The organism is Candidatus Marivariicella framensis, from assembly GCF_982709265.1.
The window spans coordinates 46,633-69,870 of sequence record NZ_CEXPNT010000003.1 but is presented as its reverse complement, the minus strand read 5'-3'; the positions used below and the strand labels follow the sequence as shown (position 1 = coordinate 69,870).

General features: G+C 30.5%; 20 protein-coding genes. 4 read left to right on the top strand and 16 right to left on the bottom strand.

Annotation, left to right across the window (positions count from 1 at the left end):
* Positions 1–12: 12 nt before the first annotated feature.
* Positions 13–576 (top strand): 5-formyltetrahydrofolate cyclo-ligase, encoded by a 564-nt coding sequence (locus AC34EU_RS02020; protein WP_487533756.1) that lies wholly within the window; start codon positions 13–15, stop codon positions 574–576.
* On the opposite strand, the gene AC34EU_RS02015 is transcribed toward AC34EU_RS02020, so the two are convergent.
* The 10 genes from AC34EU_RS02015 to panC form a co-directional block, all read right to left on the bottom strand.
* A complete protein-coding gene (locus AC34EU_RS02015; protein ID WP_487533757.1) occupies positions 540–1,241 on the bottom strand; it encodes a lipoprotein signal peptidase in 702 nt (233 codons plus the stop codon). The two genes, AC34EU_RS02020 and AC34EU_RS02015, sit on opposite strands and share 37 nt — an antisense overlap.
* Positions 1,242–1,463, bottom strand: a complete 222-nt coding sequence (locus AC34EU_RS02010; protein WP_487533758.1) for a hypothetical protein — start codon at positions 1,461–1,463, stop codon at positions 1,242–1,244.
* A 383-nt stretch (positions 1,464–1,846) separates the two neighbouring features.
* Positions 1,847–2,224 carry a TraR/DksA family transcriptional regulator gene (locus tag AC34EU_RS02005; protein WP_487533759.1) on the bottom strand — a complete coding sequence of 126 codons (378 nt, stop codon included), beginning with the start codon at positions 2,222–2,224 and terminating at the stop codon, positions 1,847–1,849.
* Positions 2,225–5,632: an isoleucine--tRNA ligase gene (ileS, locus tag AC34EU_RS02000; RefSeq protein WP_487533760.1), complete on the bottom strand. Its 3,408-nt coding sequence runs from the start codon at positions 5,630–5,632 to the stop codon at positions 2,225–2,227.
* A 78-nt stretch (positions 5,633–5,710) separates the two neighbouring features.
* Entirely contained in the window at positions 5,711–8,185 is a 2,475-nt protein-coding gene (locus AC34EU_RS01995) for a TonB-dependent receptor (RefSeq protein WP_487533761.1), read from the bottom strand.
* On the bottom strand, positions 8,169–8,888 hold the full coding sequence (recO, locus tag AC34EU_RS01990) for a DNA repair protein RecO (protein ID WP_487533762.1): 720 nt from the start codon (positions 8,886–8,888) through the stop codon (positions 8,169–8,171). The genes AC34EU_RS01995 and recO overlap by 17 nt, the downstream gene beginning before the upstream one ends.
* Before the next feature lie 10 nt (positions 8,889–8,898).
* Complete coding sequence (gdhA, locus tag AC34EU_RS01985; RefSeq protein WP_487533763.1) at positions 8,899–10,239, bottom strand: NADP-specific glutamate dehydrogenase; 1,341 nt, start codon at positions 10,237–10,239, stop codon at positions 8,899–8,901.
* A gap of 60 nt (positions 10,240–10,299) precedes the next feature.
* Positions 10,300–11,655, bottom strand: coding sequence for a DNA repair protein RadA (gene radA, locus AC34EU_RS01980; RefSeq protein WP_487533764.1), 1,356 nt, complete (start codon positions 11,653–11,655; stop codon positions 10,300–10,302).
* Between the two features lie 5 nt (positions 11,656–11,660).
* Positions 11,661–12,626: a lysylphosphatidylglycerol synthase transmembrane domain-containing protein gene (locus tag AC34EU_RS01975; RefSeq protein ID WP_487533765.1), complete on the bottom strand. Its 966-nt coding sequence runs from the start codon at positions 12,624–12,626 to the stop codon at positions 11,661–11,663.
* Positions 12,616–13,500, bottom strand: coding sequence for a pantoate--beta-alanine ligase (gene panC / locus AC34EU_RS01970; RefSeq protein WP_487533766.1), 885 nt, complete (start codon positions 13,498–13,500; stop codon positions 12,616–12,618). Before panC ends, AC34EU_RS01975 begins: the two co-directional genes overlap by 11 nt.
* Positions 13,501–13,557: 57 nt before the next feature.
* On the opposite strand from panC, the gene AC34EU_RS01965 reads away from it, so the two are divergent.
* Together AC34EU_RS01965 and AC34EU_RS01960 are read left to right on the top strand one after the other, a co-directional pair.
* Entirely contained in the window at positions 13,558–14,361 is an 804-nt protein-coding gene (locus tag AC34EU_RS01965; RefSeq protein WP_487533767.1) for a glycogen/starch synthase, read from the top strand.
* A gap of 7 nt (positions 14,362–14,368) precedes the next feature.
* Positions 14,369–16,192: a DUF4270 domain-containing protein gene (locus AC34EU_RS01960; protein ID WP_487533768.1), complete on the top strand. Its 1,824-nt coding sequence runs from the start codon at positions 14,369–14,371 to the stop codon at positions 16,190–16,192.
* A 1-nt stretch (position 16,193) separates the two neighbouring features.
* Here the strand turns inward: AC34EU_RS01960 and AC34EU_RS01955 are convergent, their stop codons facing one another.
* Entirely contained in the window at positions 16,194–17,492 is a 1,299-nt protein-coding gene (locus tag AC34EU_RS01955) for a GntP family permease (protein ID WP_487533769.1), read from the bottom strand.
* Entirely contained in the window at positions 17,483–18,625 is a 1,143-nt protein-coding gene (locus tag AC34EU_RS01950; protein WP_487533770.1) for a glycerate kinase family protein, read from the bottom strand. The genes AC34EU_RS01955 and AC34EU_RS01950 overlap by 10 nt, the downstream gene beginning before the upstream one ends.
* 57 nt (positions 18,626–18,682) lie before the next feature.
* On the opposite strand from AC34EU_RS01950, the gene AC34EU_RS01945 reads away from it, so the two are divergent.
* A complete protein-coding gene (locus AC34EU_RS01945; protein WP_487533771.1) occupies positions 18,683–19,138 on the top strand; it encodes a DinB family protein in 456 nt (151 codons plus the stop codon).
* Here the strand turns inward: AC34EU_RS01945 and AC34EU_RS01940 are convergent.
* The 4 genes from AC34EU_RS01940 to AC34EU_RS01925 all read right to left on the bottom strand — a co-directional run bounded on the left by AC34EU_RS01940 (position 19,135) and on the right by AC34EU_RS01925 (position 23,121).
* Positions 19,135–20,094 carry a YpdA family putative bacillithiol disulfide reductase gene (locus AC34EU_RS01940; RefSeq protein WP_487533772.1) on the bottom strand — a complete coding sequence of 320 codons (960 nt, stop codon included), beginning with the start codon at positions 20,092–20,094 and terminating at the stop codon, positions 19,135–19,137. The two genes, AC34EU_RS01945 and AC34EU_RS01940, sit on opposite strands and share 4 nt — an antisense overlap.
* Before the next feature lie 135 nt (positions 20,095–20,229).
* Positions 20,230–21,270 (bottom strand): 1-acyl-sn-glycerol-3-phosphate acyltransferase, encoded by a 1,041-nt coding sequence (locus tag AC34EU_RS01935; protein WP_487533773.1) that lies wholly within the window; start codon positions 21,268–21,270, stop codon positions 20,230–20,232.
* 22 nt (positions 21,271–21,292) lie between these two features.
* Positions 21,293–22,474 (bottom strand): acetyl-CoA C-acyltransferase, encoded by a 1,182-nt coding sequence (locus AC34EU_RS01930; RefSeq protein ID WP_487533774.1) that lies wholly within the window; start codon positions 22,472–22,474, stop codon positions 21,293–21,295.
* Between the two features lie 8 nt (positions 22,475–22,482).
* Positions 22,483–23,121 carry a TetR/AcrR family transcriptional regulator gene (locus AC34EU_RS01925; RefSeq protein ID WP_487533775.1) on the bottom strand — a complete coding sequence of 213 codons (639 nt, stop codon included), beginning with the start codon at positions 23,119–23,121 and terminating at the stop codon, positions 22,483–22,485.
* Positions 23,122–23,238: the final 117 nt, after the last annotated feature.

Sequence of the window (23,238 nt, the reverse complement as noted above, 5' to 3'; positions counted from 1 at the left end):
TGTTTACTTATTATGAAAAAAAAAAAACAATTAAGATTTCTATACCAAAATAAAAGAGAAAATTTTTCTAACAATGAAATACAAGACCTAAGTGTTTTAATATCTAATAAATGTCTGGAAATCCCAATTTGGCATTTGGAAAATTTTCATATTTTCTTGAGTATATTAATTAAAAAAGAAATAGACACATCCCCGCTACTTTCAGTTATAATGGCAAAAGATAAGCAAGTAGTTGTTCCAAAAATCATGGTATCAAAAAAGCTAGAACACGTATTATTGACTGATCAAACAATTTTAAAAAACAACTCATTAGGGATTCCAGAACCCCAAAATGGAATTATTATTTCTCCAAGAATAATTGATGTAGTTTTTATTCCACTTTATGTTTTTGACCTGAAAGGAAACAGGGTGGGATATGGAGGAGGCTATTATGATAGATTTTTAAAAAAATGCAAAAAAGACACAGTCAAAGTTGGGTTATCTCTATTTGAGCCAGTAAAAAAAATAAAAGATATTTCAGATTTTGATGTGAAATTAGATTATGCAGTTACGCCAGAATCTATTTTTTCATTTTGATTAAAAACAGTTTTATTAAAAAAGATTAAAATCGTAACTCCGATTGAAATAGAAGTATCAGCAATGTTAAAAATATATTGAAAAAATAAGTAATCTTCTCCACCAATAAAAGGAATCCATCTTGGCCACGTCCATTCTACTAATGGAAATTGAATCATATCTACAACATTACCAAAAAATATTGGGGCATAACCTTGATCTGGAAGAAAAGACGCAATTTGCCCATAACTATTGCTAAAGATTAAACCATAAAAAACAGAATCAATAATATTTCCTAGAGCTCCTGCAAAAATTAAACATAACGACCATTTTAAGTATATAGAGCTTTTATTTTTATAAAGACTTTGAAGCCAATATCCAATCCCACCAATTGCTATTAATCTAAAAAATGTAAGTAGTAGTTTGGATATGTTTTCTGGTAAAAAAGGAATAATGTCATTAAGTTTTGTTCCCATTGCCATTCCTTTATTTTCAACAAAAAGTATTTTAAAAAATCCCCAATCAACAATAGATTCATTACTATAAACTGTAATCGGATAATTAAGCTTGATATAGAATTTTGAAAATTGATCTAAAGCTAGAATTATTATAATTATTATAATTCCATGATAAATCGTATTATTTTTTATGAATTTTTTTTTCATTTCAATTTCAAAAGTATACATTTAAAATGTAATACAGTCAATTATTCCGGACACCGTAGCTACCTCTAAAAGATTATTCGATTCAAAATTATCACAATTTAATTGTTTTTTTAAATTTGTTAAAATTTTAACGTTGGGATTGCTAAAAAATATATTAGCAGAAATTGTTTTTAATATTCCCGGACTATTCCAATCATTAAGATATATTTCACCACTATTTTGAGAAATATTTATTCTTGACACATTTCCATTAATTTTTGTAATAGCATCTTTAATATTTAATTTAAGATTTATATGTTCTGGGACCGATATATTTAAACTTGTGGAATGATTTTTATGAATACTTAATTTATCATTAAAGTTTATTGAATTTAAAATTAACTTTTCTTCAATATAAACTCTGTCTTTATTTACTTTTGATGATATAAATGTTGAATTTTTATACTCTCCTCTAGCTGTGTAATTAAGTTCAATAAATTCAGTATCACTATTAGATATGCTTATAGAACTTGTTAATGAAAGGCTTAATTCAACAAGATATATGTTTTTTGAATCAAACTTTTTATGTAATATATTTTGACCATTTATAATAAATGGAAAAAAAAATAGCAGAAAAAATAAAGATTTTATTTTTGCATGTTTTTAGCCTCAATACTCAAAGTTGCATGTGGAACAAGAGATAAGCGTTTTTTATTAATTAGCTTTCCGGTGATACGACAAATTCCATATGTCTTATTATTTATTCTCATTAATGCATTTTTTAAATCTCGAACAAATTTTTCTTGCCTTAAAGCAAGTTGAGCATTTGCCTCTTTAGACATTGTTTCAGAACCTTCTTCAAAAGCCTTAAAAGTTGGAGAGGTATCCTCGGTTCCATTATTTCCATTATTCATATAGGCCCTTTTAAGCAAATCTAAATCTACATTGGCCTTAATTATTTTTTCTTCAATTATTTTTTTAAATTTTCCTAAATCTTTATCGCTATATCGGTTTGTGGTTTGCATTTAATGTATTTTTTTAATCAAAAGAGAAATATTTATTTTATCAAATTCTAACTTTATACCATCTTGAATTGTGTCAACTATATTTATCGATTTTGCAAGAGTTTCATCTTCAATGTACTTTTTGAAAGAATCAATTGCTTTATTTAAAACGGAATCTTTGGTAATAAATATCTCAATCATATCGGTTACTTCTAAACTCTGATCTTTACGATAATTTTGAATTCTATTTATAAATTCTCTTGCAATTCCTTCATTAATTAATTCATCGTTAAGAGATATATCAAGAGCAACTGTGATACCATTACCATTTGCTACCAAACAACCCTCAATATCTTTAGAGCTAATTTCTACGTCACTTTCTACTAATTTAACCTTTTTTTCATTAACCATTAAATGAATTTCTCCGTTTTGCTCTAATTCTATAATTTCTTCTGAATTCATTTGGCTAATTAATGAAGCAATAACCTTTATATCTTTACCAAAACGAGGCCCTAATAATTTAAAATTTGGTTTTATTTGCTTTACCAATATTCCACTGCTATCATCAATAAGCTCGATTTTTTTTACATTAATTTCTGACTTTAATTGATTTTCAATTAAAAAAACATCTTGACGTTCCTTTTCAGAATTAACAGGAATCATTATTCTTTGAAGTGGCTGACGTACTTTTATCTGTTCTTTTTTTCTTAAAGACAAAGCAAGAGATGTGATAACCCTAGCTTTATTGATTCTATCCTGTAGATCTAGATTAATTTTAGACTTATCTGCAGACGGAAAATTAGATAGATGAACAGATGTAGCGTTAAATCCAATTGTCATTTTAGTCAAATCCTGATAAAGATGATCCATATAGAATGGAGCAATGGGGGCTGAAAGCTTTGATATTGTTATTAAACATTCGTAAAGTGTTTGGTAAGCTATGATTTTATCTTCCCCGTATGTTCCTTTCCAAAACCTTCTTCTACTTAGGCGGACATACCAGTTACTTAATTTTTCTTGAACAAAATCTGAAATAGACCTACAAACTCTTGTTGGCTCATATTGTTCGTAATAACTTTCTACTTCTAAAATCAAACTGTTCAATTCAGATAAAATCCAATTGTCAAGTTCATCTCTTTTGTGATCACTAATCATCTCTTTACTTGGAACAAAACCATCAATATTGGCATATAAGCTAAAGAAAGAATAAGTATTATAAAGTGTTCCAAAAAATTTACGTTGAACTTCTAATATGCCCTCCAGATTAAATTTTAGATTATCCCACGGATTTGCATTTGCTATCATGTACCACCTAGTCGCATCTGGGCCATAATCATCCAAAGTTTTAAATGGATCTATACTGTTTCCTAGTCTTTTTGACATTTTTTGACCTTCTTTATCTAAAACTAAACCATTTGAAATAACATTTTTATAAGAAATTTTATTAAAAACAAGAGCTCCAATAGCATGTAATGTATAAAACCAACCTCTTGTTTGATCTACGCCTTCAGCAATAAAATCAGCAGGAAAAGCTATTGCATTATCAATTTTATCTTTATTTTCAAAAGGATAGTGCCACTGAGCATATGGCATTGATCCTGAATCAAACCAAACATCAATTAAATCATTTTCACGAAATAATGGTAGGGTTCCATCTTTGTTTGTCAATACAATTGAATCTACTATATTTTTGTGGAGGTCAATTTTTCTATAATTTTCATTTGACATATCACCTTTAACGAAACTTTTAAAAGGGTTGTCCTTTAGAAACCCGAATGATATAGACTTATCTATTTCATTTATTAGCTCCTCAACAGATCCAATTACTTTTATAACAGATTTATCCTCAGAGCACCATACAGGCAGTGGAATTCCCCAAAAACGAGATCGTGAAAGATTCCAGTCATTAGCACTTGCAAGCCAATTTCCAAAACGCCCTTCACCGGTCGATTTAGGCTTCCAATTTATAGTTTTATTTAGAGCCACCATTTGATCTCTAGCTCCATCTACCTTAATAAACCATGAATCAAGGGGGTAATATAATATAGGCTTATCTGTTCTCCAGCAATTTGGATAGGAGTGTTTATACTTTTCAACCTTGAAAGCAAGATTTTCTTTTTTTAGATGAATTGCTATTTCTACATCCACAGAATATTCAGGAATGTTTTTTTCAGAATAATATTCGTTTTTAACATATTTTCCAGCAAGCGAACCAAGCTCTTTTCTAAATTTTCCTTGTAAATCTACTAAAGGGACAGGATTGTTGTTTTCGTCAAGAACAAGTAGGGCAGGGACCTCAGGAATAGACTCTTTTGCGACCTTTGCATCGTCTGCTCCAAATGTTGGGGCAGTGTGAACAATACCAGTGCCCTCATCTGTGGTAACAAAATCTCCTTCAATTACTCGAAAAGCATTTTCCGGATTATTTAAAGGGAGGGGAGAAGAATCCCAAAGCTTCTCATACTTAACACCTACTAGATCTTTTCCCAGACAACTATTTTCAATCCAATAAGGAATTTTTTTATCTTTTGCGTTGTAATTACTAAGCAAAGAAACCTCATCGACGGCTAAATAGGTATTACCAAATTGTTTTTTTATGAGGAGTCTTGCAATTAAAACCTTGATTGGTAAAAAAGTGTATTGATTAAATGTTTTAATAACAACATATTCGATTTTAGACCCAACTGTTAAAGCTGTATTGGAAGGAAGTGTCCAAGGCGTTGTTGTCCATGCTAGTATATAAAGGCCTTCAGTATCTTTTAAAGTCTTGGGAAGACTTGATTTTATAGTCTTAAACATTGCAGTCACAGAAGTGTCAGTTACATCACGATACGTTCCTGGTTGATTTAATTCATGGGAACTAATACCTGTTCCAGCTTTTGGTGAATATGGCTGAATACTGTAACCTTTATACAACAACCCCTTATCATTAATTTGTTTTATTAACCACCAAACACTTTCCATATATTTTGAGTCAAAAGTCACATATGGATCATCCATATCAACCCAATAACCCATTTTTTCAGTAAGTTTATTCCATAAACTTGTATAGCGCATAACAGCTTTTTTACAGGCATTGTTATAGTCTTCTATACTTATTGTTTTTCCAATTGCATCTTTAGTAATTCCTAATTCTTTTTCTACTCCTAATTCTACAGGAAGACCATGCGTATCCCACCCAGCTTTTCTTTCAACTAAAAAGCCTTTTTGAGTCTTGAATCGACAAAAAATATCTTTGATTGTTCTTGCCATTACATGATGAATGCCGGGAACTCCATTGGCCGAAGGAGGTCCTTCATAAAAAACAAACGGTTTATTCCCCTTTCTGTTTATTACACTTTTATTAAATACAGATTCTTTTTCCCAGAAATCTAAAACTTCTTGAGAAATTGAAGGAAGGTCTAATTTTTTGTATTCTTTGAATGCCATCAAAACTTTATTTTGCTGAAGTAGCGAAAGTAGTCAATTTATAAAATATAAATACTTAAACAAAACATAAAAAGTAACTTAAAAATCCAGACTAACTCCTATCTGTAAGCTTCTTCCTGGCTGAGAAATACCAGATGCAAAGGTTCTGTAGTGAGTATCAAAAATATTATTTATTCCACATTTAAATACAACTTTTTCATTGTATTCGTAATTTGTAGATATTGAAAATGTTTTCCATGCTGGAGCTCCCGCATATTGATCCTCATTTATCAAAGGAGTTTCATCTAAACCATCTTCACCTCCATAACTGTAGTTATTGGGGTTTTTGGCATTGCTAAAATTCCACTCTAGCTGAGCGTCAATTTTAGACCCAGAATAATAAACTCCATATTGTCCAAATAAGGGAGGGATTGAAGGTATGGGACCATTTTTAAAACTTTTATCACCATGAGTATATGTGATATTTGCCCTTGTATAGAATTTATCACTAAATCGAATAAGGCCTTCAAATGAACCACCATAAATATATCTATTTCCGAGATTTTTATTTGCTAAAGTAGGAAGCTCTTCTCCGTCATAAATTATAGTGTTTGGGTCATTTGTACTTTCATCAGAGTAGATTGTATAGTCAGAACGAACAATATGTCTTGAGATTAATGAACCAAAACCTCTTACTGAAAATCGATTAAAACCATTTTCAGATTCAAAAGATAGTCCTACATCTAAATTATATGCATATTCAGGTTTAAGAAATGGATTAGGAACTATGAGTGAACCTCCACTTTCTCTTATTTTTCCAATATCATCAATATTAGGATTTCTAAAGCCGCTTGAGAGCAAAACGTTTAATTGTATCTTCTCTATAGGTGTATATATCATTGCAACGGTACTTGTAAGAGCCCAGTTATTAACTGAAACTTTTGATAATAATGTATTAACTAGAGCCTCTTCATTCCAGGAGCCCCCCAAATCTGTGTAGGTAAGCCTAGACCCTGCATTTAAAGATAAAAAATCATTAAACTCCCAAACAAAATTAAGATATAAGGCAGCGCTATCATAATAACTTCCGTTACTTGGATACCTTGTTGGAATTACAATAGGGCTACTTAGTGATATTATTTCGTTATTTGAAACACTTAAAGATTTTGAAAATGCATCTGAGGATATTATATTATTCAAAATTTCTAAACCATATGAGGAGGTTAAATTCTCAGCAGGTCTTGCACTAAAATCTGCATTAAAACTCATAACTGAAACTTCTTCAAATTGATAACTCCTATTAAAGCTATTAAATTTTCTATCTACTCGAGATTCTTTAATATTTTGATATGCAAGTGTAAGAGAACCTTTTCTTAATAAAGGGCTTCCGTTAAAAAATTCAAACTTGGGTGAAAATAAAAATCTTTTTTGAGGACCATAATACCACTCCGCATATCTCAAATTTTCATTTCTTATTTCATTTAGTTTATCATATCGATTAATATTAGAGGAGTTAGAGAGTTGAACGTTTAGAGATAAATAACTTTGATTATTTAATTTAAAACGAAATTTTTGAAACAAGTCAAACTGCTTGTATCCGGTTTTTTTTTGGATTAACGGATTAGGGTTTAGTGATGGTGTTGCTTTGAAGAATGAATTAGTGTTTTCAGAGAAAAAATTGGTCAATCCCCAATTATTAAATCCGTGTGAGTTTTTTTTACCCATTCTAATATCTCCAAAATTAGAAAAGCTAATACTGGTTATTGCTCCCCATTTTTCAAAACTCCAATTAGAAGTAATATTATTTACGCTTGATAAATTAGCAGAATTAAAATCTGAGTGAAATTCATTTTTGTTTTTTATATCACTATTAATATCTGGAGTTTTTGTGTAATAGTGAATAACTCCACCGAGAGCATCAGAGCCATAACCCACTGAGGAGGGGCCAAAAATTATCTCAACTCTTTCAAGGTTATGTGGGGCTATTGTAATAGCATTTTGTATGTGTCCAGAACGATAAATTGCATTATTCATTCTTACGCCATCAATAACTAATAAAACTCTATTTGCTTCAAAACCTCTTAAAACTGGACTTCCTCCTCCACCTTGAGATTTTTGAACTCGAACACCTGGACTTAGTTCTAAAATATCAGCACTAGTTTGAATTATGCTTTTCTGAATTTTTTCTGAATTAATAATATTTACTTTTTCAGCAATTTTATTTTTTTTAGACATGGACCTTGCGACTGACAAAATAACGCCATCAAGGTTTTGAACTTTTGGGTCTAGTTGAATAATGTAAGACTTTTTAGTGACAGATAATTTTGTAGTTAAATTAAAATACCCATTAATTTGAAAAATTAAAGAATTGGTTAAATTAAATTCATCAACACTTGCTTTTCCATTATAGTCCGTAATGACACTTTTAGTTTTATCAATTGAAAAAATGGCAACATTTTCAATTGATTCTCCTGAATTTGAATCTACAACATGAATAATTTGTGCACTAAGAAATGATCCAAAAGAAAAAAAGAATACTAAGACATTTAATTTTTTTTCACTTAAAAATTTCATGTAGAACAGATAAAGATTTAGGTGTTTTAAAACGTTGTAAATGTAAACTATAATAGCGTATGATTTCATTTAACAAACTATTTCGAATACTATTATTCCACTTTAATAACTTAATTTCATCAAAATTCATGCCTAAAATTTCTTTAAAGCTATTTAAGTTTTTGCCGGAGAGTATATTTTTTGAGTTGTTATTGTTCGTGAAGCAACCAGTTAGCATATCGAAATACTCATAATTATTATTAGATATATTTGGATAAAATCCCATATAACGAGTAAGCTCGATTAGAAATTTAATATGAAAATTGGCATTAGAATTATTACTATCTAACCAGAGAGTCATTGTTTCAAGAAAATCATACAGACTTTCGTTTTCACCACCCTCTTCTTGAAGAACACTTTTTAATACATCAGAAAGAAAAAGAGTAATAGTTGTTTTTGATATTGAATTATGAATAGAGCCTAGATGCTTGTTTATGCTAACTTCTTTTATGTAATTCAATCCTTCTTTTCTTCTATGGTCTGATATAATATTAATTAAATTAAAAGGTTGGAAAAGAGCTTTTTTAATTCCTGTTTTTTTTGATTTTAAAACTCCATTTAGCATATAACTTTTGAGCCCATCTTTCTTAGTGTAACAATTAGCAATTAGACTAGAATCACCATATTTTAAAGTCCATATAACTATAGCGGGAGTTTTGATCAAAATAAAAAAATTACACTACGCCTTGAGCTAACATAGCGTCTGCAACTTTCACAAAACCTGCAATATTAGCCCCTTTAACATAGTCTATTTTACCATTCTCTAGCCCATATTCAAGGCATGAGTTGTGAATATCTTCCATTATATTTTTTAGTTTAGAGTCTACTTCTTCTCTAGACCAATTATAACGCAGCGAATTTTGAGCCATTTCGAGTCCTGAAACAGCAACTCCTCCTGCATTTGAGGCTTTACCAGGAGCAAATAAAACATTGGCTTCTTTAAAAAAATGAATTGCCTTGGGAGTAGTTGGCATATTAGCACCCTCACAAACACACATACAATTATTTTCTTTTAATAATTCAGCATCTTTTATATCTAATTCATTTTGAGTTGCACAAGGAAGGGCAATGGAACATTTAACTCCCCATGGTTTTTGTTTTGAATGAAAACTAGCTTTGGGATATTTATTTAAATATTCACTTATCCTTTCTCGCTTTGTGTTTTTAATGTACATGATATGGGCTAATTTTTCTGAATCAAGACCATCCTTATCATAAATATAGCCTGATGAATCAGAAAGAGTATGCACCTTTGCGCCTAAATGAATGCATTTTTCTGCTGCAAATTGTGCAACATTTCCAGAGCCTGAAATCACAACTGATTTTCCTTCAATAGATTCATTAATGTGACTCAGCATTTGAGAGGTAAAATAAACAACACCATATCCAGTAGCTTCAGGACGTATAAGGGATCCACCCCATGAGACACCTTTTCCAGTTAAAACTCCCGAAAACTCATTTTTTAAACGCTTATATTGCCCAAAAAGATAACCTACTTCGCGACCTCCAACACCAATATCGCCAGCTGGAACATCATTATTAGGTCCGATGTGTCTAAATAACTCAGACATAAAGCTTTGACAAAACCTCATGACCTCAGTATCTGATTTTCCTTTTGGGTTGAAATCTGCTCCTCCTTTTCCTCCTCCCATCGGTAAAGTAGTAAGACTGTTTTTGAAAATTTGCTCAAAAGCTAAAAACTTTAAGATACTTAGGTTTACGCTTGGATGAAACCGCAAACCTCCTTTGTAGGGACCAATGGCTGAATTCATTTGAACACGGTAACCTCTATTGACCTGTATTTGTTCATTGTCATCAATCCAGGCCACTCTAAAAGAAACTACTCTTTCAGGCTCAGCCATTCTTAATAATACATTTTGTCCGTAGTAAATATCTTTTGTGATTATATAAGGAATAACAGTTTCAGCAACTTCTGTTACTGCTTGCATAAATTCAGGTTCGTTTTTATTCCTTTCATTCACCTCATTTAGAAACTGTTTAATAATTTTTTCCATAACTCAAATTTGACTATTAAATTTATATTTTTCTATTAATTCGAAACATGTTTTTCATCTTTATTTAAAAAGTGTTGATATTATTTCTTCAATTTTTTCCATATAAATGATCTTAATCTTAATTTCGTTTAGATCAATTTTATTGAATTTAGATATTAAAATAGACTTGAAACCTAATTTTGCAGCTTCTTTTATTCTCAAATTTATTTTAGATACTGGCCTAAGTTCACCTGAAAGGCCTATTTCTGCAGCAAAACACATATTTTTATTAATAGTTATGTCATAGTAGCTAGATAGAATAGAAATTACAACGGCTAAATCTAGCGCCGGATCATCCACGGAAATCCCCCCTGTAAAATTTATAAATACATCTTTTGTTCCTAAGGTAAATCCCGCTCTTTTTTCTAAAACTGCTAAAAGCATATTTAAGCGTTTTGCATTAAACCCAGTGCTACTTCTTTGTGGAGTACCATATACAGCCGAGCTAACTAGAGCTTGAATTTCAAGTAAAAGCGGTCTTATTCCTTCAACTGTGACGCCAATAGCTTGGCCGCTCAAGGCGGTTTCGTTTAGATTAATTAAAAGTTGACTTGGATTAGAAATAGGAATTATTCCTTTTGAAACCATTTCATAAATACCTATTTCATCAGTCGCTCCAAATCTATTTTTTTGAGACCTTAATATTCTGTAAACATGGTTTCTGTCTCCTTCAAAATTCAAGACGGTATCCACCATGTGTTCTAATATTTTAGGTCCAGCAATTTGACCATCTTTAGTTATGTGACCAACTAATATAACAGGGATTCCACTATCTTTTGCAAACTCTATAAGTTCAGCAGTTGTTTGCTTTATCTGAGAAACACTACCTGCAGCGCTATCAATAAGGTCACTTTGAAGCGTTTGAATGGAATCAATAATTACTAATTCAGGATTTAAATCATCTATTTCATGGAAAACATTTTTAATTTTAGTTTCACTTAAAATATAGCTTTTATCATTGCTGAGATTCATTCTGGTCGCTCTTAGCTTTATTTGCTTTTGACTCTCTTCTCCAGAGATATAAAGTGTTTTGAAATTTAAGGTTATAGCTATTTGAAGAAGAAGTGTTGATTTCCCTACACCTGGCTCTCCCCCTAGTAATATTAAAGAGCCAGGAACTATACCTCCTCCTAAAACTCGATTAAGCTCCCTGTCAGATGTTAAGATTCTTGATTCATTATCTACATTAATTTTCTCTAATTGAATAGATTTATTTGTTTTTGAATTACTTGAATTTCGATTCCAATTCTTTTCTTTTTTCTTTTCAATTACTTCTTCAAACAAGGTATTCCACTCTTTACAAGAATTACACTGGCCTTGCCATTTTGAATGCTGAGCTCCACATGTTTTACAAATAAAAGAAGTTTTATTAGCCATATTATTTAAAGATAATGTTTTCGATTAATCAAAGGAAGAGTAATAAATGCAAATGCACCACTTATCAAAATCAAAACAGTTTGAGAACTCCACATTATCCAACCAAATGCTAAACCAACCTCTTTGTTAATCCCAAATGAAGCTAAAACTAAAGCTACGCTTAGAGGATATATTCCGATTCCACTGTTTGTAGTTGCAATTGATAAACCACCAGCTACAAAAGCAGGAATTATCATTTTAAAAGTAAGAAGATGAGTGCCAGGTATAGTCCATTTAACAACATAAAACATCAATAAATACATTGCCCAAATAAAAACTGTATGAAAAATAAAAGGTAATTTTTTGTCCATTTTTCTTATTGAATTTAATCCTTCCCAAAAACCATTAATAAAAAAATTTATTTTAATAAAAAATTTATTTTTTGATCTTTTTAATGTTAAAATTAACAGTAAAACTGAGCCAACAAACAAGGCGATAAACAAGGCTAATTGTAAAAAATCGATATCTTTTTTTATAATAAACCTCCATATTGCTTCATACTGAAGAATTAAGGCAATTAAAATTAATAAAAGTAGTATTACCATATCGACAACTCTTTCAATTACAACTGACCCAAAAGCCTTTTCGAAAGGAATTTTTTCATAATTTGATAAAAAACTAGCTCTAATGACCTCTCCAGACCTTGGGACACCTAAATTTGCTAAATAAGCAATAAAAACACATAAAACGGTATTTATTAATCTGGGATTATAGCCCATAGGTGAGAGTAAGAATCTCCAACGATAAGCCCTTGACAAATGGCTTAAAATAGCAAAAAACAAACCAAGCACAACAAACCTTAGATCAGCATTTTTAATTGATTGAATTATCATCTCTCTATCTCTATCAGTTGTTATACTGATTGACAGATAGATAAAAAATGCACCTAAAAGAAGAGGTAATACAACTTTTAAGAATGATTTAAAATTCATAAAGCGGTAAGTTATCTATAAGTCTTATTTTTCCAAGTTTAACTGCAATAAATGCTCTGACTTTATTTTCAGATTTATTTTCAGCATTTAATAGGTTTTTTTCATATCGAATATCAAAATAGTCTAATTTAAAATCATGATTGTTTGAAAATGAATTTTTTATTTTTTTTATTATGAATTTTGAACTTTCAACACCCCAAAGAGATTTAGCTATTTTTAATTGTTCGAATATAAATGAAGCTTTTTTTGTTTCATTTTTGGTTAAAAAGCTATTCCTAGAACTTAAAGCAAGTCCATTATTGTTTCTACAAGTTGAACAACCTACAATAGTTGAAGAGAGATTTTTTTGACCTACTAGTGATCTTATAATTTGTAACTGTTGAAAGTCTTTTTCTCCAAAATAGGCGTTTGTGGGTAAAAAAATAGTTAATAATTTTTCTACCACAGTCGCTACTCCTTGAAAATGTCCAACTCTAATTTTTCCTTCCATAACATTTTCAATACTCCCAAAACTATATGACGATGATTTAATAGACTTAGAATATAAGTCACTAGATTCTGGCGCATAAACTATAATTTTTTGAGATATATTTCTAATCATTTTAATATCACTGTCTAGAGTTTTAGGGTATTTTTTTAAATCATCAGAATGCTCAAATTGAGTTGGGTTTATAAAAATGGTAACAATTACTTGATCGTTTTCAGCTAACGCCCTTTCTATTAAAGAAGTATGACCCTGGTGTAAAGCTCCCATCGTGGGGACTAGTCCAAGGGTTGAATTTTGATCGATAAAAGCATTCAATGTTGAATACTGACGAAAAACATTCATTTTAGGAAAATAATAACGTCGCAAAATAGTAATATTTTCATTCATTCATTAGATTTTTTGTAATTTCGCAAGACTTATAAATCATCGGCCTATACTTTTTTTATGAAAGACAAGCGCGTACTTATTATTTCACCTGAAGTTGTTCCTTATTTACCTCAATCAGAGCAAGCAATAAATTCATTCAAAATCCCAAAGAGTATAAATGACAGTGGAGGACAGGTTAGAATTTTTATGCCTCGATACGGGCTTATAAATGAGAGACGTCATCAACTTCACGAAGTCATAAGATTGTCAGGAATGAATTTAGTTATAAACGACATGGACACTCCTTTAATAATAAAAGTTGCCTCTATTCCTAAAGAACGTATGCAGGTATACTTTATAGATAATGAAGATTATTTTAAAAGAAGAGCTGCTTTAAGAGACGCCAAAGGAAAATTATTCTCAGATAATGATGAAAGAATGATATTTTTCACCAAAGGTGTTCTTGAGACAGTCAAAAAGTTAAATTGGTCTCCAGATATTATTCATTTACAAGGATGGTTCACGTCACTATTTCCCTTGTATCTAAAAACTTATTTTAAGGATGATGCAATTTTTTCAGAAAGTAAGATAGTAAGTTCTATTTACCCAAAAGACTTCGATGGAGCTATATCAAAAAAGTTTAAACAAAAAGTAGAATTTGATGGTATTCCAGAAAATGAAATTTCTGAATTGTCAAAATCTACTTACACAAACTTAACAAAGCTATCTATAACTCACTCAGATGGTTTTGTGTTGCATGGTGATTCAATTGAAACAGAAATAATCGATGAGATTAAAAACAGTAAAAAACCATATTTAACTCAAATAGACGGTGAAGAAGAAAAATCATATGTAGATTTTTACACAAAAAACCTTAGTTAATTTAAAAATGCCTATAAAACCTTTTAGTTTAATTTTATTGTTAGTTTCATGTCTTTTTATGTCATGTGATCCAGAGTACCATAGTATAGGAACGAACCTTCTGATTGATCAAGTTTTCGAAACAGATATTTATAAGGCTCCCGTATTTACGTACCAGCAAAAGCTAAAAAAAATTCAAACAGATGGTTTGCCCCTTGGACAAATAGGAAAGATAAACCATACTTTTTATGGAGAATCAAAAGGAAGTATAACATCGCAACTGGTTATAAGCAATGATCCTTTTTTTGGAATTTACAGTCAGGATGTTGAAACCTCAGAGACCAGTGATTTGACTATAATACCTGAAAATGAAACCGTTACTTCGGTTTATTTAGAAATCCCATTTTACAGTAATCAGAATGATAAAGATAATGATGGTGTGATTGATAAATTAGATTTAGACCCACTAGACTCATCAAGTGATACTGATGGTGATGGATTGACTGATTTGTCAGAGAGCGCTGTTGGAACAAATCCTTTAAGTAGTGATAGTGATAATGACGGTATTTTAGATAATGAAGACACTGACAGTTCTAGTTATGATGCAGAAAATAGAATATATGATATTGACTCTGTTTATGGTAATTCAAATGCAAGGTTTACAATGAAAGTAAATGAGTTAACTTATTATCTTTCATCATTAGATCCTAATAATAACTTTGAGTCAATTCAACAGTTTTATTCAGACACAAACTATTATGATCAGGGGTTTTATTCTACAGAATTATTTAATGAAGAAATCGGGCTAAACTTTGAAGAGTTAAGGTTTAATTATATCGAAGATGATCCTTTAACAGAAGAGGTTGAGGACTCAACGACTGTTCAATATCGATTTTCTCCAAGAATTAGAGTAGAATTAGAACCTTCTTTTTTTCAAAAAAACATTATTAATGCTGAAGGAAGTTCCAAATTAAAAAACTTGGATAATTTTCAAAACCATATTAAAGGAATTATAATTAGTGCTGAAAACTTCACAGACGACTTGTATTTACTTTTAAATTTTAACGCTGCTGGTATTAAAATAAATTATGATTATGATTATTATGAAGGTTATGAAACATCAGATGCAGCAGATGATGAAATATTAAAAAAATCAACTAGTTATGACATAGCTCTAGGAGGAATTATTATAAACTCATTGGAGAAATCTGGATACGATCCAATAATATCAGATGCTATATTTCAAAGTAATTCAGGAACTCCTCAAGATAATTTAATTATTCAAGGAGGACAGTTTTATTCTAAAATAGATTTATTTGACTCATCAAACCTGAATGATAATGACGAACTACTCCAATTAAGAAATAAAAACTGGTTAATCAATGAAGCTAGTCTTGTTTTTTATGTTGACCCAAATCAACCCTTGCAAGTCAATGAAAATATATATCCTGAGAGATTATATCTATACAATTTAGATTCAGGACTACCCATTAACGATTTTCTTATTGACAATACCATAAACACATTATCAACCAATGCAGGGAAAAAAGTTTTTGGAGGCATGTTAGAGTATGACTCTGAAAATAAACCTTGGCGTTATAAATTTAGAATCACTGATCATATTAATAAAATCATTAGGAAGGACTCTGTAAACTCTTCATTAGCGCTTATATCTGGAGCTAATATTTCAGCCCTAGCTATTAAAAAGGCGGTTAATTCTAAAGATCAGCAAATTAAACTTCCAGCAACAGGAATTTTAAATCCTTTTGGAATTAAATTAATTGGGTCTCACCCAGAAGAAGCCTTAAAAGAAAAAAAGGTTGAATTAGAAATTTACTATACTAAGTATTAGCTTAAAGTATCACAAGTAAATTGTAGATAATCAATAACAAAACAATACCAATTAATCCTTGAATTAAAGTTGCAATCGTATGAGTTTTATATGCGGTTTTAACGTCTAAACCGCCCATTTGAGAGACTATCCAGAAGTACGAGTCATTAGCGTGTGATATTGTCATTGAACCAACACCAATTGCTAGAATTGCACCAACTTTACCGATTTCGTTTTCCAAACCAAAAACTGCAAGCATAGGTGCTATAATTGAAGCGGTAGTTATGATTGCTACAGTAGAAGACCCTTGAGCTGTTTTTAGAGTAGCTGCAATTAAAAAAGGAATTATAATTCCTAAAGAGGAAATGGAATTCATTTCTTTAAACCAGGAGACAACGTCTATGTTTTGAATTACACTACCTAATGCCCCTCCCATCCCAGTTATAGCAATGATAGGAATGGCTTGTTTAATTGAAGTAGTTAATAAATATTTAAGATTTGTTTTTTTTGAAATATATAATGAAATAACGACTCCAATAAAGAGAGCGAATATTGGAGAGCTCAAAAAACTAAACTTTGTGTTAATCAATGGTCTTAATGACATTAATAAAATTGGAACCCAAATAGGAGAACTTGCCAATTTAAAACTCAAAAAACTTTCTGATTGTGATTGACTTAATAGTGATTGTATATTTTCTTTAGAAAGAACATTACTTTTTTCAATAAAATTTTCAGAATAAAAAGCACCAACAAGCGCAAGAATTAAAGCTAAAATTCCTCCGCAAATAAAAAGTAAAAAAATATTTTCTAAATCTAAAGTAGCAGCAGCAGCTAAGGGGCCAGGGGTGGGGGGGACAAGAACATGTGGTGCAAATAGCCCAGTTGAAAGAGCAACAGTTAATGTAGTTTTAGAACTTTTACTTAATTCAGATAGTTTTTTGTTTAATGTTGAAAGAATAACAAAAGCAGCATCACAAAAGACTGGAATAGAAACAATAAAACCAGTTAAACTGACTACATATGTCAATGGAAGTTTTGAAAATTTTTTCAATATTCCTAATGAAATTACTGATGTGGCTCCACTTTTTTCAAGCGAAGTTCCTATTAGTGTTCCAAACAATATGAGTAGCCCTATTTTTTTTGAAGTTAAAGCAAATCCCTCAAAAATTTCAAACGTGATATTAATAAGTTTAATTTCCAGACAAACTCCTAAAAATAAAGATCCAATTAAAAGTACCAGTACAGGGTGCAATTTTAGAAAAGAAGTTCCAAGGATTATCCACGCAACAGTAAGCGTAATAAATAAAATTTCTATGTGCATTTTTGTTGACTTATATAATGTTTAATGGCTTTTTCAGTACTTTTTTTAATTAAATCATAAGCATTATCCATGGATTTTTTTAAAGTATAACTATCAGGTCTACAGGTCCATGCATTACTTATTCCAATAGCCTTACATTCTTCGGTTTTTAAACTAACCTTACCTGCAATGCATATTAATATTTTTTTATTTTTTTTTGCTAATACACCAACTTGGCCAACTAATTTACCAAAAGAACTTTGGTGATCTAAATGACCTTCTCCACTAATAATTAAATCTGTACTAGAAATATGAGATTCCAAATCAATTAATTTATCTAAAATTTCAAACCCACTTTTAATTTCAGCATTTATTAATCCATAAAGTCCAGCAGCAGCACCACCAGCAGCCCCGCCTCCTTTAATTTTTGATATATCTTTAGTTGTAGTTTTTTGAATAAGTTTTGCAAACTTGATTGATCCACGTTCAAGTTTTTCAACCATCTTAGTATTAGCTCCTTTTTGAGGAGAATAAGTTTTAGCAGCTCCATTTGGTCCTAACAATTTATTATTTACATCAACAGCTAAAATTATTTCACAGTTTTTAATTTTTGGATTTAGAGTATTAAAATTAATTTTTTCACAATTTAAAAGACCTTGTCCACCTCTTAATATTGGAAGAAAATTTTTATTTAATAATTTTCCACCAAGAGCCATGAATACTCCACTTCCAAGATCATGAGTGGAGCTTCCTCCAAGTCCAATATAAATTTTTTTACATCCATTTTTTAAGGCATAATCTATAAGAATTCCTGATCCAAAAGTACTTGTTTTCATAGGATTCATCTCTTTTTTACTAAGAGAGCTTAGTCCAGAGGCTTGAGATAGTTCAATCCAAGCTGTTTTATTTTTTTCCAACCAATAAATAGGGGCTTTTATTTTTAATCCTATAGAGTTTTCAGTATTAACATACTCAACTTCACCACCCCCAATTTGGTTTAGTAGGTCAATAGCTCCCTCGCCTCCATCAGAGAATGGAATTTTTTTTATAGAAGAATTGGGTAATATTTTTTTAACTCCATCATATATTGCATCTGAAACTTTAACTGACGAAAGACTTCCTTTGAATGAGTCTGGGATAACTAAAATATTCATTTATTCGAGGGTTATTTATATGATCAAATTTTATAAATTTAATAACATTTTTAAATTATGGAACCACAAAGATCAATTTTACAACACAACAGAAAAATTTTCTATAAAATATTGAACAGTTATACGTTGGATCAGCTAAATAATATTCCAGAGGGGTTTAATAATTCAATTTTCTGGAATTTAGCTCATTGTATTGTTGTTCAGCAAAGATTAATGTATTCGCTTTCAGGAAACAATATTCATATTGATCAAAAATGGGTAATCAATTATGACAAAGGGACTTTTCCTAAAATTCCAGCTACTGATAAAGACTTAGAAGAGATTAAAACTTTACTTTTTTCTACATTAGACTTTTTAGATGAGGACATCAAGAATTCTATATTTAAAAAATACTATTCTTTCACTACTTCAACAAATCAGGTGATTGATAGTTTTGAATCTGCCTTTACATTTGTCTTGTTTCATGACGGTATTCATCTTGGGAGTGTCTTGGCAATAAGAAAATTTGTCTAGCCTTTGAATATATTTTGAATTATTTTTGGAGCATGTTCTCTAGAGTTCTCTATAAACCATTTATTTGTTTTCAGCCCTCCACAAACTACACCAGCTAAATAAACTCCTTTCACATTTGACTCCATAGTTTTTTCATTATAAACGGGAGTTCTATATTCATCACTTTTAAAATTCACTCCTAAGTCTTCAAGAAGTTTAAAGTTAGGTTGATAGCCAGTCATGGCTAAAATAAAATCATTTTTAATGGAAAACTCTTTTTCTGGAGATCTAATTAAAATATCTTCTTCAGTTATTTTCTTAACATTGGAGTTGAAATACGCCTTTATGCTTCCTTCTTTAATTCGATTTATAATATCAGGTCTAGCCCAATATTTAACATTTTCTCCAATTTCTTTTTCTCGAATTATCATAGTAACACTTTTGGCCCCCTTTCTGTGAGTTTCAAGTGCAGCATCAACTGCTGAGTTTGCTGACCCTATAATTGCAAGATCCATTCCAAAATAAGGATGAGGTTCAGAATAATAGTGTTTTACCTTTTGAAGACTTTCTCCGGGAATATTTAACAAATAAGGAAAGTCATAAAACCCTGTAGCAATAATTACTGCTTTTGATGAATACTTGTTTTTCGAGGTAATAACATTAAAACCCACATTTGATTTTGTTATGCTAGATATTTCTTCATATAGATTTATTTTTAATTTCTTGGATGAGGCTACTCTTCGGTAATATTCAAGAGCTTCAGATCTAGTTGGCTTGGGCTGTTGAGAGATAAAAGGGATAGTTCCTATTTCAAGTCTGTCTGAAGTTGAAAAAAATGTCATATTTAAAGGGTAGTTAAATAATGAATTAACCAAAGTACCCTTTTCAATTATTATATAATTTAAACCTTCTTCTTGTGCGGAAATACCACAAGCTAATCCTATTGGGCCCGCGCCAATGATTATTAAATCTTTCATTTTTTAAAGTTACAAAGACTAAATATAACAATATTAATAGTTTTAATCTATTATATAAATTATATTAATAGTTTTAATCTATTTTATTAATATTATCTTAAGTTAATATTGACAAAATAAAGATCTATATAGTTTTTATTTATTAAAAATTATATTTTGATTGTTTTGTCTTATGTATAAACAAAAAATAGCTATAAAAACTGATAGTATGGCATATTTTAATCCTATAAAAGAAATGATAAACAGCATAAAAAGCCACCATAATGGGAGTAAAAACAGACCACAATATAATTTTATAGTGCTGTAATAAACTATATCTTCAAATTTTGATAGAATACTCTTTGTGATTAAAAGAACTGGAGCATTTAAAATATACCCAAGGCTCCCAAATATTTTTTCAAGTAATGTTAAAGATCTTGATATTTTAAATTCCTTTGATTCCTTAACCCGGTCCCTTATCTCATTAAAAGATTCATTTCCTTTCAAATTATTGATCACAGAACATTGATTTAAATAGCCTTCACTTTTATTTGGAAGCCACAAACATTTTTTCATTCTATCACATAAGAGGTCTCTTAGATTATTTATTTGTTTTACTTCTGAAAGACTTTCATCTAGATGATCTTTAACTAGGATAGGCTCTCCATAAACAAGATGTATAAAAGATAAAGGATTTCTCCGATTGCTATAATTAATTCCTATTGGTAAGATGTATATATTTTGTTTTGGATTTTTTTTCTGGGCAGTTAAAGCCAGCCTACTGCTTCCCTTTGAAATAGGCATTAAAAAATAATTCTCATGCTGTTTTCCTTCAGAAAAAACTTGAACAGGGTTACCTTTTCCTAAAAGCTCATAACATTTTTCAAAAATAGAATTATTGTTTTTTAAGCTAGCATATCCATCTCTAATTCTATATACGGGGATCATATTCATTGCCGTAAACAGCCAATGAAAAGACCCTCCAAAAACATCAGCGCGTGTTAAAGAAGTTATTGTTCTTCCGAAGTTTACACCAACTATAAAAGGATCAATAATACCATTTTGATGATTAGGAGATAATATTATACCGCCATTTTTAGGAATTTTATCTTTTCCGTAAACGGTAATTTTTTTAAAGTAAAAATAAAAACCAAATTGCATTATAGACCTCATAAATATGTAAATACTTTTTCTCATAGATCTATTTATAAATTAATTTTTATATTATTTCAAAAAGTCCAGCAGCACCCATTCCTCCTCCAATACACATTGTTGAAATAACATATTTTGCTCCTCTTCTTTTTCCTTCAATTAATGCATGACCTACCATTCTTGATCCAGACATTCCATAAGGATGTCCAATTGAAATACTTCCTCCATTTACATTTAATAGTTCTTCTGGAATACCTAGCTGGTCTCTGCAATATATAACTTGCACTGCAAAAGCTTCATTTAGCTCCCAAAGACCAATATCATCCATAGTAAGACCATGCTGTTTTAGTAATTTTGGAATTGCAAATATAGGTCCAATACCCATTTCATCAGGTGCGCATCCTGCTACTGAAATTCCTCTATATATACCTAAAGGTTTCAGATTGTTTTTAGCTGCTGTTTTCCCTTCCATGAGTAAACACGCAGATGCACCATCAGAAAGCTGACTCGCATTTCCTGCTGTAATATATCCATTTTCAATTACAGGCTTCAGGCTATTTAAGCCATCTATTGAGGTAGTAGGACGATTTCCTTGATCTTTATCTAGCGTAATAATTTCATAGGATGTTTCTCCAGTCTCTTTGTTGTAGACTGCCATTTCAGTTGTTGTTGGTACAATTTCATTTTGAAATTTTCCAGATTCTTGAGCTGCTGCAGTTTTCATCTGACTTTGTAATGCATATTCATCTTGTTTCTCTCTTGAAATATTATATCGCTCAGAAACAACTTCTGCAGTTTGAAGCATAGGCATATAAATACTTTTATGCTTCTTGACTAATTCCTCATCAATCATTCTGTTTGTATTCATAGTCTTATTCTGAACAAGACTTATTGATTCAAGACCTCCACCTATAACAGTATTCATCCCATCAACAATAATTTGTTTTGCAGCTGTAGCTATCGCCATCATTCCAGAGGAACATTGCCTGTCTATACTCATTCCGCTAACTGAATACGGGAGTCCTCCAGACAAAGCAGCTAACCTAGCAATATTTCCCCCAGTAGTTCCTTGTTGCATTGCACATCCCATTATTACATCATCAATTTCTTCAGGATTTATTCCTGCTTTTTCAACAGCATTTTTAATTGCGAATCCACCTAATTGTGGACCGTTAGTATTATTATATGCTCCTTTGTATGCTTTTCCAATAGGGGTTCTTGATGTTGAAACAATTACTGCCTCTCTCATAATTATTTTTATTTATTTAAATCGTTTAAAAACTCTTTGTACCCATCAATTCCTTTAGGAGTTAAGTATGGCGCTAAAAGACCATAACACGCTTTTAGTCCTTTATTTACAATATTTTCTTTTTCATGTTTGAAATGAGACTGAACATACCAAAAGTGACAAGTCATCCATATTTGATTGGAAAGTTCTTCATAAGTGCTCTCAACAATACCGGGTCCATGAACCATGTCGCCTTTTCCCACTCCAACATAAATCATATTCTTGAATAATTGAACCGCTTCATGTATTTGAAATTCCATTTCTTTATCAAGAGCCTTGTAAGATTTAAGAATATTGTGAGTGTCTAAGTAAAAAAATTTAAATTTATTTTCAAATTCTAAATAAATTCTAGCTACATCTAGGGGGGTCGAGTCATTAATAAGAAGTTTGTTCTCAGCTATTCTCTTATTTAAAGTAGATCTCATATATTCACAAACAAATAAGACTAAATCTTTTTTTGTTGGAAAATGATAATTAAAATTACTAAGGCTAATTTCTGAGGCTTTTGCAATTTCCTGATTTAGAACATGAAAAACACCTCGTTCATTAAACAGACCTATAGAGGTGAGTAAAATTTTTTTCTTAGTTTTATTTAATGAATTAAGCAAAATATAGCATTTATACTACTAAAATATTAAAAAAAACTGTATATCAGATACAATTTTTTAAAAATTTTCAATCTCCTTTCTATAAATCTAAAAATCAAACCTTATAAAGCCATCTAA

Coding starts and splice junctions, on each gene's coding strand:
- AC34EU_RS02020 (WP_487533756.1), top strand. CDS start 13: ATGAAAAAAAAAAAACAATTAAGATTTCTATACCAAAATAAAAGAGAA.
- AC34EU_RS02015 (WP_487533757.1), bottom strand. CDS start 1,241: ATGTATACTTTTGAAATTGAAATGAAAAAAAAATTCATAAAAAATAAT.
- AC34EU_RS02005 (WP_487533759.1), bottom strand. CDS start 2,224: ATGCAAACCACAAACCGATATAGCGATAAAGATTTAGGAAAATTTAAA.
- ileS (WP_487533760.1), bottom strand. CDS start 5,632: ATGGCATTCAAAGAATACAAAAAATTAGACCTTCCTTCAATTTCTCAA.
- AC34EU_RS01995 (WP_487533761.1), bottom strand. CDS start 8,185: ATGAAATTTTTAAGTGAAAAAAAATTAAATGTCTTAGTATTCTTTTTT.
- gdhA (WP_487533763.1), bottom strand. CDS start 10,239: ATGGAAAAAATTATTAAACAGTTTCTAAATGAGGTGAATGAAAGGAAT.
- radA (WP_487533764.1), bottom strand. CDS start 11,655: ATGGCTAATAAAACTTCTTTTATTTGTAAAACATGTGGAGCTCAGCAT.
- AC34EU_RS01975 (WP_487533765.1), bottom strand. CDS start 12,626: ATGAATTTTAAATCATTCTTAAAAGTTGTATTACCTCTTCTTTTAGGT.
- panC (WP_487533766.1), bottom strand. CDS start 13,500: ATGAATGAAAATATTACTATTTTGCGACGTTATTATTTTCCTAAAATG.
- AC34EU_RS01965 (WP_487533767.1), top strand. CDS start 13,558: ATGAAAGACAAGCGCGTACTTATTATTTCACCTGAAGTTGTTCCTTAT.
- AC34EU_RS01960 (WP_487533768.1), top strand. CDS start 14,369: ATGCCTATAAAACCTTTTAGTTTAATTTTATTGTTAGTTTCATGTCTT.
- AC34EU_RS01955 (WP_487533769.1), bottom strand. CDS start 17,492: ATGCACATAGAAATTTTATTTATTACGCTTACTGTTGCGTGGATAATC.
- AC34EU_RS01950 (WP_487533770.1), bottom strand. CDS start 18,625: ATGAATATTTTAGTTATCCCAGACTCATTCAAAGGAAGTCTTTCGTCA.
- AC34EU_RS01945 (WP_487533771.1), top strand. CDS start 18,683: ATGGAACCACAAAGATCAATTTTACAACACAACAGAAAAATTTTCTAT.
- AC34EU_RS01940 (WP_487533772.1), bottom strand. CDS start 20,094: ATGAAAGATTTAATAATCATTGGCGCGGGCCCAATAGGATTAGCTTGT.
- AC34EU_RS01935 (WP_487533773.1), bottom strand. CDS start 21,270: ATGAGAAAAAGTATTTACATATTTATGAGGTCTATAATGCAATTTGGT.
- AC34EU_RS01930 (WP_487533774.1), bottom strand. CDS start 22,474: ATGAGAGAGGCAGTAATTGTTTCAACATCAAGAACCCCTATTGGAAAA.